14 protein-coding genes are annotated in these 12980 nt (G+C 37.3%); 13 read left to right on the plus strand and 1 reads right to left on the minus strand.

All coding sequences use genetic code 11. From position 1 onward, the window contains the following. Positions 1–51 precede the first annotated feature (51 nt). The 10 genes from xerD to NSQ95_RS07955 all read left to right on the plus strand — a co-directional run bounded on the left by xerD (position 52) and on the right by NSQ95_RS07955 (position 9997). Positions 52–951, plus strand: coding sequence for a site-specific tyrosine recombinase XerD (gene xerD, locus NSQ95_RS07910; protein WP_342560667.1), 900 nt, complete (start codon positions 52–54; stop codon positions 949–951). A 72-nt stretch (positions 952–1023) separates the two neighbouring features. Beyond that, on the plus strand, positions 1024–2202 hold the full coding sequence (deoB, locus tag NSQ95_RS07915) for a phosphopentomutase (protein ID WP_342560668.1): 1179 nt from the start codon (positions 1024–1026) through the stop codon (positions 2200–2202). 15 nt (positions 2203–2217) lie between these two features. Beyond that, entirely contained in the window at positions 2218–3522 is a 1305-nt protein-coding gene (locus NSQ95_RS07920) for a pyrimidine-nucleoside phosphorylase (RefSeq protein WP_342560669.1), read from the plus strand. A 426-nt stretch (positions 3523–3948) separates the two neighbouring features. Next, a complete protein-coding gene (locus tag NSQ95_RS07925; protein WP_342560797.1) occupies positions 3949–4326 on the plus strand; it encodes a VOC family protein in 378 nt (125 codons plus the stop codon). Positions 4327–5058: 732 nt separating this feature from the next. Beyond that, positions 5059–5415, plus strand: coding sequence for an anti-sigma factor antagonist (locus NSQ95_RS07930; RefSeq protein WP_169361316.1), 357 nt, complete (start codon positions 5059–5061; stop codon positions 5413–5415). Beyond that, positions 5405–5851, plus strand: coding sequence for an anti-sigma F factor (gene spoIIAB, locus NSQ95_RS07935; RefSeq protein ID WP_169361315.1), 447 nt, complete (start codon positions 5405–5407; stop codon positions 5849–5851). Before NSQ95_RS07930 ends, spoIIAB begins: the two co-directional genes overlap by 11 nt. Beyond that, entirely contained in the window at positions 5851–6636 is a 786-nt protein-coding gene (locus NSQ95_RS07940; RefSeq protein WP_169361314.1) for a SigF/SigG family RNA polymerase sporulation sigma factor, read from the plus strand. Before spoIIAB ends, NSQ95_RS07940 begins: the two co-directional genes overlap by 1 nt. A 2-nt stretch (positions 6637–6638) precedes the next feature. Further along, positions 6639–8084 carry a spore germination protein gene (locus NSQ95_RS07945; protein ID WP_251556024.1) on the plus strand — a complete coding sequence of 482 codons (1446 nt, stop codon included), beginning with the start codon at positions 6639–6641 and terminating at the stop codon, positions 8082–8084. 66 nt (positions 8085–8150) lie between these two features. Further along, positions 8151–9473, plus strand: a complete 1323-nt coding sequence (lysA, locus tag NSQ95_RS07950; protein ID WP_342560670.1) for a diaminopimelate decarboxylase — start codon at positions 8151–8153, stop codon at positions 9471–9473. Between the two features lie 164 nt (positions 9474–9637). Further along, on the plus strand, positions 9638–9997 hold the full coding sequence (locus NSQ95_RS07955) for a GNAT family N-acetyltransferase (RefSeq protein ID WP_169361312.1): 360 nt from the start codon (positions 9638–9640) through the stop codon (positions 9995–9997). Between the two features lie 2 nt (positions 9998–9999). Here the strand turns inward: NSQ95_RS07955 and NSQ95_RS07960 are convergent, their stop codons facing one another. Continuing rightward, on the minus strand, positions 10000–10503 hold the full coding sequence (locus tag NSQ95_RS07960; protein WP_169361311.1) for a DUF309 domain-containing protein: 504 nt from the start codon (positions 10501–10503) through the stop codon (positions 10000–10002). Between the two features lie 54 nt (positions 10504–10557). Between NSQ95_RS07960 and NSQ95_RS07965 the strand changes: the two genes are divergently transcribed. The 3 genes from NSQ95_RS07965 to NSQ95_RS07975 all read left to right on the plus strand — a co-directional run bounded on the left by NSQ95_RS07965 (position 10558) and on the right by NSQ95_RS07975 (position 12903). Next, positions 10558–11328 carry a segregation/condensation protein A gene (locus NSQ95_RS07965; RefSeq protein ID WP_342560671.1) on the plus strand — a complete coding sequence of 257 codons (771 nt, stop codon included), beginning with the start codon at positions 10558–10560 and terminating at the stop codon, positions 11326–11328. Then, positions 11309–11887: an SMC-Scp complex subunit ScpB gene (gene scpB / locus NSQ95_RS07970; protein WP_169361309.1), complete on the plus strand. Its 579-nt coding sequence runs from the start codon at positions 11309–11311 to the stop codon at positions 11885–11887. The genes NSQ95_RS07965 and scpB overlap by 20 nt, the downstream gene beginning before the upstream one ends. 74 nt (positions 11888–11961) lie before the next feature. After that, positions 11962–12903: a D-alanyl-D-alanine carboxypeptidase family protein gene (locus tag NSQ95_RS07975; protein ID WP_342560798.1), complete on the plus strand. Its 942-nt coding sequence runs from the start codon at positions 11962–11964 to the stop codon at positions 12901–12903. Positions 12904–12980: the final 77 nt, after the last annotated feature.

The raw sequence follows: 12980 nt of genomic DNA on the forward strand, positions 1-12980 counted from the left end.
AATATGCTATCCTTTTTTTAATTGCATAATTATTTAATAGGAGGTTTTTTGATGAAAGAGGGTCTGCTTCATTTAGAAGATTATTTGCATTTCCTCCGCATAGAACGACAGCTAGCAGAGAATACATTAGTTTCCTATAAAAATGATTTAACGGAATATTTAAAGTCTATATTTAACATCCAGCAATTAAGTAGTTTAGCAGACGTTGAACGGCATCATATCATTTTACATTTAAGAGATTTAAAGGAAAAAGGTAAATCAGCCCGAACAGTTTCTCGACATATTTCGTCTATCCGTTCCTTTCATCAGTTTTTGTTGCGGGATAAAGTGACAACAACCGACCCTACTATTCATTTAGAGCTTCCTCAACTAGAGCAGAAGCTACCGAACTTTTTGTCAGTTGAGGAGCTGAACACCCTTTTAGCGAGCATTGATGTGTCCAAGCCGCAGGGAGTGAGAGACCTCGCAATGTTTGAACTTATGTATGCAAGTGGTATGCGTATAAGTGAGTGTCTAAATTTAAATTTAGAGGATTTACATTTATCGATGGGATTTGTCCGTGTGTTTGGTAAGGGAGGGAAGGAACGTATTATTCCACTTGGTGGAGCAGCATTGCGTGCCTGTAGCAATTATATCGAACATGCACGCCCTGCACTACTCAAAAAAGAACGTACAGATGCTATTTTTATCAATCAAAGAGGGAAACGTTTAACAAGACAGGGAATATGGAAATTACTAAACAAGCATGTCCTTGCTGCTGGCATTAAAAAAGAAATTACACCACATATTTTACGGCATTCTTTTGCAACTCACTTGATTGAGAATGGGGCAGATCTAAGAGCCGTTCAGGAAATGTTAGGACATGCTGACATCTCTACGACACAGATTTACACCCACGTAAGTAAAAAGCGATTAAAAGAAGTTTACAAACAATACCATCCTCGTGCATAATGTCAGAGGTCTGACATTTATTTTCGGAGATTTTTTGGTACACTAATAAAGAACAAGTAGGAGGTAGAAATTATGGGAAAATTTAAACGTATACATGTCATTGTGATGGACTCTGTCGGAATCGGTGAAGCACCAGATGCTGCAGCCTTCGGTGACGTTGGCTCACATACACTTGGACATATTGCAGAAAAAATGAATGGATTGAAAATGCCAGAAATGCAAAAGCTAGGGCTAGGAAATATTGAAGCTATTAAAGGTATTGCTCCAGCAGATCAACCAACAGCTTATTACGGGAAGATGCAAGAAGTTTCTGTCGGTAAAGATACGATGACTGGCCACTGGGAGATTATGGGGTTAAATATCGACAAACCATTTAAAGTATATCCAAACGGATTTCCTGAAGAGCTTATCACTGCTTTAGAGGAGAAAACAGGGCGTAAGGTGATTGGCAACAAGCCAGCGAGTGGTACAGAGATTTTAGACGAGCTAGGGGAAGAGCATATGAAAACGGGAGCAATAATCGTTTATACTTCCGCTGATCCAGTTCTTCAAATTGCTGCACACGAAGAAGTGGTTCCATTAGAAGAATTATACCGAATTTGTGAAATCGCAAGAGAACTGACGTTGTCTCCTGAATTTTTAGTTGGTCGTATCATTGCACGTCCATTTATTGGAGAGCCAGGAAGCTTTGTTCGTACTTCAAATCGTCATGACTATGCTCTAAAACCGTTCGCTCGTACAGCAATGAATGAATTGCAAGATGCTGGTTTAGAAGTAATGGCGATTGGTAAAATTAATGACATTTTTAATGGGGAAGGTATTACTTCCACAGTTAGAACAAAAGATAACATGGATGGCATGGACAAATTTATCGAAACGTTGGATAAAGACTTTACAGGTATTAGTTTCTTAAACCTAGTAGACTTCGATGCTTTATATGGTCACCGCAGAGATCCAATTGGCTACGGTAAGGCTCTAGAAGAGTTCGATGCTCGCTTGAAGGAAGCGCTTCCTAAGCTAACAAGTGATGATTTATTAATCATTACAGCTGATCACGGAAACGACCCTACAATGCCAGGAACAGACCACACGCGTGAATTTGTTCCATTAACTGTTTATTCACCTAGATTTACAGAAATTAAAGAATTGCCTTTACGTATGACATTTGCAGATATAGGAGCAACAATTGCAGATAACTTTGATGTAAAGCCAACTGCATTTGGTGAAAGCTTCCTATCTTTATTAAAATAAAGGACGTGTATGAAAATGAGAATGAATGACATTATTGAAAAGAAAAGAGATGGCCATGCTCTAACAAAAGAGGAAATTAGTTTCTTTATTGATGGCTATACAAACGGTTCTATTCCTGATTATCAAGCTAGTGCATTACTAATGGCAATCTACTTCAAAGATATGAATGATGAGGAACGTGCCAACCTAACGATGGCTATGGTTAACTCAGGAGAACAAATTGACCTATCAGCGATCGAGGGTGTAAAAGTTGATAAGCATTCTACTGGTGGGGTAGGCGACACAACTACTTTAGTTTTAGGACCTCTAGTAGCTGCTTGTGGCGTTCCAGTAGCAAAAATGAGTGGACGCGGTTTAGGTCACACTGGTGGAACAATAGACAAGCTAGAAGCAATTGAAGGCTTCCATGTAGAATTATCTTCTGAGCAATTTGTAAAACAAGTAAATGAAATAAAAGTGGCTGTAATCGGTCAAAGCGGTAACTTGACTCCAGCAGATAAAAAACTGTATGCACTTAGAGATGTAACGTCAACAGTTAATAGCATTCCGCTTATTGCAAGCTCTATAATGAGTAAAAAAATTGCAGCAGGTGCTGGTGCAATTGTGCTTGACGTTAAAACTGGTGATGGAGCATTCATGAAAACGGCTGAAGATGCTCGCAAGCTAGCAAAAGCTATGGTGCAAATCGGTAATAGTGTTGGACGTCAAACAATGGCAATTATTTCTGACATGAGTCAACCACTAGGCCGAGCAATCGGAAACGCTCTAGAGGTACAGGAAGCGATAGATACGCTTAAAGGAAATGGCCCAGAGGATTTAACGGAACTGTGCTTAACTTTAGGTAGTCAAATGGTTGTCGTTGGAGAAAAAGCAGAGACGTTAGAAGAAGCTCGAGCAATGCTGAAAAAGGTAATCGACGATGGATCTGCTTTAGAAATCTTCAAGCAATTCATCAAATGGCAAGGCGGAAATGAAAATGTAGTCGATAACACTAATTTGCTACCTAAAGCTGCTTTTGTTACAGAATTAACTGCTAAGGAAGCAGGCTACGTAACTTATATGGAAGCGGACGAAATTGGTACTGCAGCTATGTTACTAGGAGCTGGAAGAGCAACGAAAGAGTCAGAAATCGATTTAGCAGTAGGAATTATCCTTAACAAAAAGGTAGGAGATCGTGTAGAAAAAGGCGAATCACTAGCCACCATCCATGCTAACTCTGAAGATATCCAAGATGTTATCAATAAATTACACAAAAACATCCAAATTGAAGCTGCACAAAAAGATGCACCGCCTTTAATTTATGAAGTAATAACAGAATAACACTAAAATCTTTCTCGAAATTGATAAGACCCTGATAACTTTACTAACGTAAGGTTTTCAGGGTCTTATTTGTCTTTACCGCTCTCCTTCTTGATGGATTCATCGGTTGAACTACAGGGGAGTGAAACTTTGATGCGCCTAGATTCTGTCGCTGTTATGAAAGAAGTTGACGCTGATTGTAGAGTTGAAGAATTATATAATAGAATGCTTAACGTTATTGATATTAGGCGGTATTTCGAGGTGAGTTTGAAAAGGTTTTAATGGAAAATAGATACTCCCCTTATTTCATTTAGTCTGGATTTCGGTCTTCCAAGAAGGGATTAATACCCCTTTTGTTGAACCTATTTACTAAATGGACAGCTTAGTGGAAAAGGAACGATAATAGAACGGGGGGTAATTATAGCAAAGCGATGGGGATTTACATATATATTTTGTAACGACTTGGAGAAAATGAAGTGGTTTTACTCAGACATACTTCAGTTAATACTCATATGGGATGATAAAGGTTCCATAGCTTTTAAAATTGGTGAACACCAATTAAGTATTGATTACAATGAAGAATTTAACCCACCATCAAGCAAGTTTTCCATTCAACCAGGATGGAAAGGTGGAACAGAACCAAGGATAGGTTGGTCGTTAGAATGTGATAAAGATAATTATAAAAAAATTGTAAATTCTGTATTAAAAAATGATATAACAAAATATTACAATAAGCCCATATGGAAGGGATATTGGAGTTTTCCTATTTTAGACCCTATGAATAATACAATAGAAATTACATGTACTGAAAAGATTATCCACTAAAAATTACGACATGAATTATTTAACATAGCCATTTTCTTCTAGATGATAATTTATGTATTTACCTTGAATGGTCAAAAGTTAATTGTAAGTCAATCACCTTGAGCTCATTTAACCCCTGCAGCTTATTTTGAGAAGAAGATAATTTTTTCATTCATTCATTTATATTTTTTAGAATAACTTTCATAAATTAGTGATTTACCAATCCCATACAAGCATATTTCCCTGTTGATTGAAGCGGAAGGCGGCGATTCCTGTGGGATGAGTGAGCTAGATAAGACATCACAACCACGCGCGCAAGCGATGGGTGATGGCTTATCACTCACCCCACGGAAAGCGTCCGGCTGGTGCGGAAATCAATTCTACTTTCCTCTTTAAAAAGCAGATGATTTACATTTTTCTTTTTATTATTTCTGTTTTTCATCGCTCACCCCGCCGAAAACGAAAATCAATTCTACTGTATAGATTAAATAGCATAACATGCCCTTATTCTGGCCTAATTTTTCTTTAAAAATAGCAAAATAAAATTGAATCATATAAGCAGCAATCTAAGATTTAAAAATATCTTAAATTGCTGTCTTTTTATTGTTTAAAAAATGTTTAATTTACCCATACTTGATGTGTATAGACCTTTTGTCGAAAATCTTCTAAATTGCGATGATTTCTTCTACTTTTGTCATTTGCAAAGGATTATAGAATTCTATGTGGAATTGCGTTTTATGAGGAGGCGATTTTATGAAACACGATGTTGAAAAAGTAGGAGACGAAATTGTTATTATTCGATTGAAAGGTGAGCTAGACCATCATAGCACGACAGAAATAAGAAATGAGATAGTACCAATGATTAAGAATGGCTCTATTAAGGTTCTTGTTTGGAATTTAAAAGATTTAAATTTCATGGATAGCTCAGGTATTGGACTCATTCTAGGTAGAATGCGAGAGTTAGCTCCAATTGATGGTCAAACCATCATCGTTAATCCATCACCAACTATGCGCAAAATTTTTCAGTTTGCAGGTTTAAGCCCATACATTTACAGCGAATCAGAAATTGAAATAATTTCAAAGTTAGGGGGAATAGTTTATGGACAATGAAATTACATTATCTTTTATTGCCAAAAGTGAGAATGAAGCATTAGCAAGAATGGTGATGTCCAGTTTTATATCTGCGATCGACCCAACAATTGAGGAGCTGTCAGAGTTTAAGACAGTTATCTCGGAAGCAGTAACTAATGCTATTGTGCACGGTTATGAAGAGGATGGCGTAGGAAAAATCGAAATACATGCGCAACGTAGTGGAAGAGAGATAGTCGTTTCTATTGTAGATTATGGTCGTGGCATAAAAGATGTCACCCAGGCAAGAGAACCTTTATATACAACCAAGCCTGAGCAGGAACGTTCTGGTATGGGCTTTACTATAATGGAAAGCTTCAGTGATGATGTGGATATATACTCCATTCCTGATAGGGGGACAACCGTAACCATCACAAAGAAATTTGTACCAATTCAAGAATCAGTTAGGACCGTCTAATGATGAACAATAAGCCAACAATTTTACTGACCCAGGAGAAGATGAGAGAGCTAATAGCCCTGTCACAAGAGGGTGACAAGTTCGCCAGACAACAAATGATAGAAGGAAATACAAGATTGGTTTGGTCTATTGTTCAGCGTTTTGCTTCTAGGGGGGCGGACCTAGAGGACTTATTTCAAATTGGATGTATTGGTCTTATGAAATCGGTCGATAAATTTGACTTGTCCTATGAAGTGAAGTTTTCAACGTATGCTGTTCCTATGATTATTGGAGAAATTCAGAGATTTCTTCGAGATGATGGAATGGTCAAAATTAGTCGTTCCATTAGGGAGTTGAACTTTAAAATTCGTCACGCAACGGATGACTTTCTTAAAACGCATGAGCGGCAGCCAACCATTTTGGAGCTAGCAAGTATTTTAGAAGTTTCTAGAGAGGATATAGTCATGGCGACCGACGCTCTTAGAGATCCAGCTTCCTTGCAGGAGCAACTCTATGAAAATGACAGTGGAGATGCTTTGACTTTGATGGACCAAATGAAAGATGAACGTTCAGAAAAGTCATTCGATCATATCCCTCTAAGAGAACTAGTAGAAAAATTAGAAAAACGAGAACAGATGATTATTTATCTGCGTTATTACCTAGACTGTACTCAAAGTGATATTGCCGAAAGGTTAGGGATATCCCAAGTTCAAGTGTCGAGACTAGAAAAGAAAATTTTGACACAGTTAAAGAGCTGGTTGGTACCTGTAGGTAGTACTGCTAATACAAAAGCTAGAGATAGGTGATTATTACGAAGACACTATTTAAGGATATGACCGAGGCAGAAGCGTATTTAAAAGAAAAGTTTGGGGAGAACGAGTCCTATGATTTTGGACTCCTTCATACCCACTTGTTTAAATTCCCGGTATTACTTGTTTACATTAATGGTCTCATTGATGGACCGACATTAACAGATTTAATGACGGGGACTATGAAGAATCCTCCAGAAGAGGATGTTTCTCAAAATGAAATCATGAATCACTACTTTCCTTACTACTCGATCACGCAATATGACTCAAAAGAAAAGTGGATTTCGGCACTACTAAGTGGCCAAGTGACGTTCATTTTGGAAAATGGATCAGTTTATACGGTAGATGTACGAAGTTACCCCGGTAGAACACCCGAGGAGCCAGACAATGAAAAAGTGGTACGAGGATCTCGGGATGGTTTTACGGAGAACATTGTTTTAAACACCGCACTTATTCGTAGACGAATAAGAGATACCAACCTCCGTTTCGAACTACATCAAATTTCCTCGATGAGTAAAATGGATATCGCGATTTCCTATATTAAAGGAGTGGCGAATGAAGAAAATCTAGAACTCATTCGGAAGCGTTTAAAAAAAATCAAGCATGATGGATTTACGATGAGTGATAAAGCACTAGAGGAATGGTTATTCGTGCAGGGCTTTCATCCAGTGCCTTTTGTTCGGTTTACCGAAAGGCCGGATATAGCAGCCGCTCATTTACTTGAAGGTCATATTTTGCTTGTTGTAGATACCTCTCCATCTGTTATTATTGTCCCTACAACCCTATTCCATCACTTACAACATGCTGAGGAATATAGACAAGCTCCAGCAATCGGAACCTTAGTAAGATCTATTCGTTTTTTTGGAGTTTTCTTCAGTTTATTCTTATTACCATTTTGGTATTTAATGGCTAAAAATACCGATTATCTACCGAAAGCCTTAGATTTCTTAGGACCTAATGAAACAAGTGAGATACCACTTATACTCCAATTGATATTTGCCGATATCGGAATAGAGTTTTTAAGGCTAGCCGCCATTCACACCCCTACTCCGTTATCCACAGCAATGGGAATTATAGCGGCTTTAGTCATCGGACAGATGGCTGTTGATGTAGGGCTATTCGTAGCAGAAGTTATTTTATATACAGCTATAACAGCCATATTTACGTTTGCTATTCCATCCTATGAACTAAGTATTGCTACTAAAATATTTAGGATGTTCCTATTGCTTAGCGCAGCTGCTTTTGGGGCAAATGGACTGTTTATAGCAACAGTGTGTTTAGTATGGTATATATGTAGCTTAAAGCCATTAAATGTACCTTATCTGTGGCCATTAATACCTTTTTATCCGAGAGCGTTTGCTCGTATCATTATCCGTTTTCCAATGCCAACTAATGCGAAGAGACCTTTCATCACGCGATCACCTGTTCGAGATCGTTCCAAATAGCATTGCAATCCTCATATTCAATATGGTAAAGTTCATATAGAAAATGTGGAAAAGAGGCGAGGATACATGGTAATGGTATCAGAGCATAATGTGAACGAAAAGGGCCACCTGTTGATAGGCGGTATTGACTCATTAGAACTTACTAAAACATATGGAACTCCGCTATTTGTATATGATTTGTCTCTTATCAGATCAAGAGCAAGAGCCTTTTTAGCTACATTCCAGGAAGAAAATATAGGTGCTCAGGTAGCTTATGCAAGTAAAGCTTTCTCTTGCATTGCAATGTATCAAGTAATGGAGCAAGAAGGCTTGTCTTTGGATGTTGTATCAGCAGGAGAACTATATACAGCAATACAAGCGGGATATCCTCCAGAACGAATACATTTTCATGGTAATAACAAAAGTGTAGATGAATTAATGTTGGCAATGGAGCATAAGATTGGCTGTATAGTCGTAGACAATTTTTACGAGATTGAATTGCTAAAAAGTTTAACTGCAAAGCTAAACCAAAAAGTAAAAATACTACTAAGAGTTACTCCAGGAGTAGAGGCTCATACCCATGATTATATTACAACTGGTCAGCAGGACTCTAAATTTGGTTTTGACTTAATGAATGGACAAGCTGATCAAGCATTTCAACAAGTTTATAAAGAAGAATTTATAGAATTGTTAGGATTACATTGCCACATCGGATCTCAAATTTTTGAAACAGTTGGTTTTAAGCTAGCAGCAGAAAAGCTTATCACTAAAATGATTGAATGGGATAACATGTTTGGCTATGCTTGCAAAGTATTAAATCTTGGTGGTGGCTTCGGCATTAAGTATACCGAGCAAGACACTCCACTGGAACCTTCTACTTATGTGAAGGAAATGATTAGTGCTGTCAAACAATTAGTAGCAAATGCTAACTTAGAGATGCCAGAAATTTGGATTGAGCCAGGTCGTTCACTAGTTGGTGATTCGGGTACCTCCCTTTATACCATTGGCTCTGAAAAAGAAGTACCGGAAATTCGAAACTACTTAGCAGTCGATGGGGGCATGTCGGATAATATTCGCCCAGCATTATATGGAGCAGAGTATGATGCGGCGATTGCCAACAAAATGGGAACACCGAAAAAGGTTGACTATACAATTGCTGGGAAATGCTGTGAGTCTGGGGATAAGCTTATTGAGCATATTTCATTACCGAAAGCTGAACCAGGTGATATTTTAGCCGTGTTCTGTACCGGAGCATATGGTTATTCAATGGCAAGTAATTACAATCGTATGGCAAAACCAGCTGTAGTATTCGTTGAGAATGGTCAGCACCAATTGGCTGTAAAACGAGAAACATTGGAAGACCTTATTCGCCTCGACCTTCCTTATCATATAGAGAAAGGAAGAGACTAATTTGAAAAAGATAAATGTTATATTGTTTCTAATTTTATTTTTAACCGGAATAATTTGGGGAGTAGCGTATTGGCTATTTATTGCCCCAAATGGTAATGTATAATTGGACAATTATCATAAAAAGTAGTAAAGTTCTTTAAAGAAATTAAAAGAGGGTCTTAAACATGTTATTTCGTTATAAAAAAGCTTATGAAAAAATTTCTATGGGTCTCTTATCTTTTATGCCCAATGAAAAAGATGTCAAAAAACTATTGGAAACGATTCATGAATACGAATCTAATCCTGATTGGCACTTATTCGTTTGGAAAAAGATGGAGGATGTCGTCGGTATTATTGGAGTTCGAATGGTGGAAACAGATGCAATCATCCAACATATTTCTGTTAATCCTTCTCACCGAGGAGAGGGAATCGGCAAAAATATGATTCTAGCCCTATCTAATGTTTTACAAACGACTAATATTAGGTCAACAGAAGAAATCAAAGCTTTCTTTGTAAAATGTCATAAAGAAAAAGAAGAGAACTGACCTTATAGGTCATCTCTTCTTTTTTTCTTTTTTTCTCGTTCTTCAAGTATTTCAGAGCGGTCTCTAAGCATATGTTTATGAATAAGAAAATGTTGATCTATATCTTTTGATAAGGTTACCTCCTTGGTGAGGGTAAGCAGTGAATCATTTTGGATGCCAATTTGAAATGCTGTAAAAGGCTTATGAAGCTGAATAGATTGATAGGCTTGGGTGGCATCTTTTAGTAACTGTTCTGTATTTAAAGTTTCGAAGAAGGGAGATTGTATTGTTTCTTTCATACGTTTAATACTGCTTTTCATGGTCTTAGAAGCGCCTTGAAAGTTACCACGTCGCCAGTGGTACATAGAAGTGGAAAGTAGAATGAGTGCGGCTAAAGGATGTACCTTTTGTCGTGGGGAAACTTCCTTCCAATAGTCTTCTAATAGTTCGTGGCATTCAAAATAATCTTTAGTCTCGTTAAATTCTGTTATAAAATGAACAAATTTAGAATCGAATGTAGGGTGCATTCCAATCACCTTTCCTCTATAATTATGTTTAAAATCAATATTAGGTGGAGTTTTATGTCTTACGAAGTAAAAACAGAAGCATTCGAAGGTCCACTCGATTTATTATTACATTTAATAAATCGTTTGGAAATAGATATATACGATATCAAAATGGCTGAGATCACTACACAGTACATGGAACATATCCATGCAATGCGAGTTCTCGAGTTAAATGAAGCAAGTGAATACTTAGTAATGGCTGCTACGTTGCTGTCTATTAAAAGTAAAATGCTTCTTCCAATTCATCAGGACGATGATATGGAGGATGATTTTGATATTAATTTAGACGACCCGAGAGATGAGCTAGTATTAAAATTAATAGAGTATAAGAAATATAAGGAAGCCGCGAGTAATCTGCAGGAGTTAGAAGAAACTCGTAATCTATTTTATACGAGACCGCCGGCAGACTTAAGTGGTTACCAAAGTAATCAGCAGTTAGCTTTGTTTGAGCTTGATGTAAATGTTTACGATATGCTTGGAGCCTTTCAAAAAATGTTGAGAAGAAAGCAGCTTAATGCTCCTCTACATACTAAAGTGAGCAAGCAAGAGATCTCCATTAGGGAGTCTATGACTAACGTGATTACTACTTTAAAAAAGCATAATGGAAGACTATCATTTTATGAGCTCTTTCCAACAAGAGACAAAACCACTATTGTTACGACCTTTTTAGCTTTATTGGAGCTAATGAAGCGTCAGGCGGTTTTGGTTGAGCAAAAGAGTAATTTTGAAGATTTGTTTGTTCAATTAGGAAAGGAAATTGAAATATATGAAGAAATTAAAGAGTAAAATAGAAAGTCTACTATTTGTAAGTGGGGAGGACGGTTTAACTAAAAAGCAACTGTCATTCTTAACAGATACAGAAGAAAACCAAATAGCCGAGGCTTTAGATTTGTTGATGATGGAGTATGAGGATACAGAGGACAGAGGCATCCAGCTAAAGCAGCTCGCTGGAACATACCAACTCGTTACAAAGGAAGAAAATATAGATTGTATTCAAAAGCTAGTGGAAAATCCAACTGCCCAGTCTCTTTCTCAGGCATCGCTTGAGGTTTTGGCTATTATTGCATATAAGCAGCCAATTACTCGAGTAGAAATAGAGGATATCCGTGGTGTGAAATCAGAAAGGCCAATACATACATTAGCTGCAAAAGGACTAGTTCAAGAAGTTGGACGTGCGGAAGGGACAGGTAGGGCTATCTTGTATGGAACTACACAGGAATTCCTTCAATACTTTGGATTAAAGGATATCAGTGCACTACCTCCATTACCTGAAGAAGTAGAGGTAGAAGACATGGAAGACACAGATTTATTTATGACCAAGTTCCAAGAAGCATTTGAAGGATAGAAATAAATGAAAAAGGAGTATTTTCCATTTATAAAAAAGCGCTTATACTAATTTTATTTTTCCTGTTTGTTAATATTGGAAGTGCACAAGCCGTATCTTCATCTTATGCTGTGATTGATGCTAAGACAGGGAGATTGTTGCTAGGAAATAATGCAGAGGTAGAGCTTCCTATTGCTAGTCTTACAAAGGTATGGACAGCATTGACGGTGTTGGACAATGCAACTCTTGATGAAGAAATTACGATTTCTTCGGTAGCTGCGGCTCAAGAAGGATCCTCTCTCTATTTGCAGCCAGGAGAGGTTTGGACTGTTAATTCCTTGCTGCATGGACTAATGCTTCAATCAGGCAATGATGCAGCTTATGCATTAGCAGAGCATACTGGAGGTTCGTTAGAAGGTTTTGTGAAACTGATGAACGAAAAGTTTCAATTAGCTGGTTTAGAAAACTCTCATTTTACGAATCCTTCGGGTCTTCATAATGATGAACACTATGCTTCGGCTCACGACATGGCTAATATGTTCCGACTTGCTTTGCAAAATGAAGATTTTATGAAAATCGCATCTGCTAAGAATTTTGTTCCAAAGGAACGTTCTATCAAATGGAGAAATAAGCATAAACTTATGCATTTCAACGAGTATACAGTTGCCGGTAAAACAGGTTATACGAAAAGAGCTGGAAGAACGCTTGTAACATATTTGAAAGACAAGGATAAAGAAGTAATTGTGGTAACATTGAATCATTCAAATGATTGGAACACTCATGTTTCTCTTGCAGAGCAAATATTCCAAAACTATTCGATGGTTCAAGTAGTTGAAAAAGGGAAATACGAGCTTTTTCAAAAAGATGTAATAGAGGTTAAAAAGGACTACTATTTACTGTTGAACAAGGAAGAAGAAGAGAAGCTAAATAATGTACTCATTATCCCGAGAAACAACAAGGAAAAAAAGCCTTTTCTCTGGAAGGTAATGATTGATAAAGATGTTGCGCTAGAATTTAACGTCAAGAAAGTCAAATAATTTGGAGAAGACAGTTTTTCTAAAAGACTGTCTTCTTTTATTTTCTGCAAAAGTGTGACATAATTCACTCATGTATG

Source organism: Psychrobacillus sp. FSL W7-1457 (assembly GCF_038593405.1).
Classification (GTDB): domain Bacteria; phylum Bacillota; class Bacilli; order Bacillales_A; family Planococcaceae; genus Psychrobacillus.

What these genes read in the sequence shown, in the direction of transcription:
- NSQ95_RS07940 (WP_169361314.1), top strand. Translation starts at nt 5,851, where the DNA reads ATGATGAACAATAAGCCAACAATTTTACTGACCCAGGAGAAGATGAGA.
- NSQ95_RS07920 (WP_342560669.1), top strand. Translation starts at nt 2,218, where the DNA reads ATGAGAATGAATGACATTATTGAAAAGAAAAGAGATGGCCATGCTCTA.
- lysA (WP_342560670.1), top strand. Translation starts at nt 8,151, where the DNA reads ATGGTAATGGTATCAGAGCATAATGTGAACGAAAAGGGCCACCTGTTG.
- NSQ95_RS07930 (WP_169361316.1), top strand. Translation starts at nt 5,059, where the DNA reads ATGAAACACGATGTTGAAAAAGTAGGAGACGAAATTGTTATTATTCGA.
- spoIIAB (WP_169361315.1), top strand. Translation starts at nt 5,405, where the DNA reads ATGGACAATGAAATTACATTATCTTTTATTGCCAAAAGTGAGAATGAA.
- xerD (WP_342560667.1), top strand. Translation starts at nt 52, where the DNA reads ATGAAAGAGGGTCTGCTTCATTTAGAAGATTATTTGCATTTCCTCCGC.
- NSQ95_RS07960 (WP_169361311.1), bottom strand. Translation starts at nt 10,503, where the DNA reads ATGCACCCTACATTCGATTCTAAATTTGTTCATTTTATAACAGAATTT.
- scpB (WP_169361309.1), top strand. Translation starts at nt 11,309, where the DNA reads ATGAAGAAATTAAAGAGTAAAATAGAAAGTCTACTATTTGTAAGTGGG.
- NSQ95_RS07955 (WP_169361312.1), top strand. Translation starts at nt 9,638, where the DNA reads ATGTTATTTCGTTATAAAAAAGCTTATGAAAAAATTTCTATGGGTCTC.
- deoB (WP_342560668.1), top strand. Translation starts at nt 1,024, where the DNA reads ATGGGAAAATTTAAACGTATACATGTCATTGTGATGGACTCTGTCGGA.
- NSQ95_RS07965 (WP_342560671.1), top strand. Translation starts at nt 10,558, where the DNA reads ATGTCTTACGAAGTAAAAACAGAAGCATTCGAAGGTCCACTCGATTTA.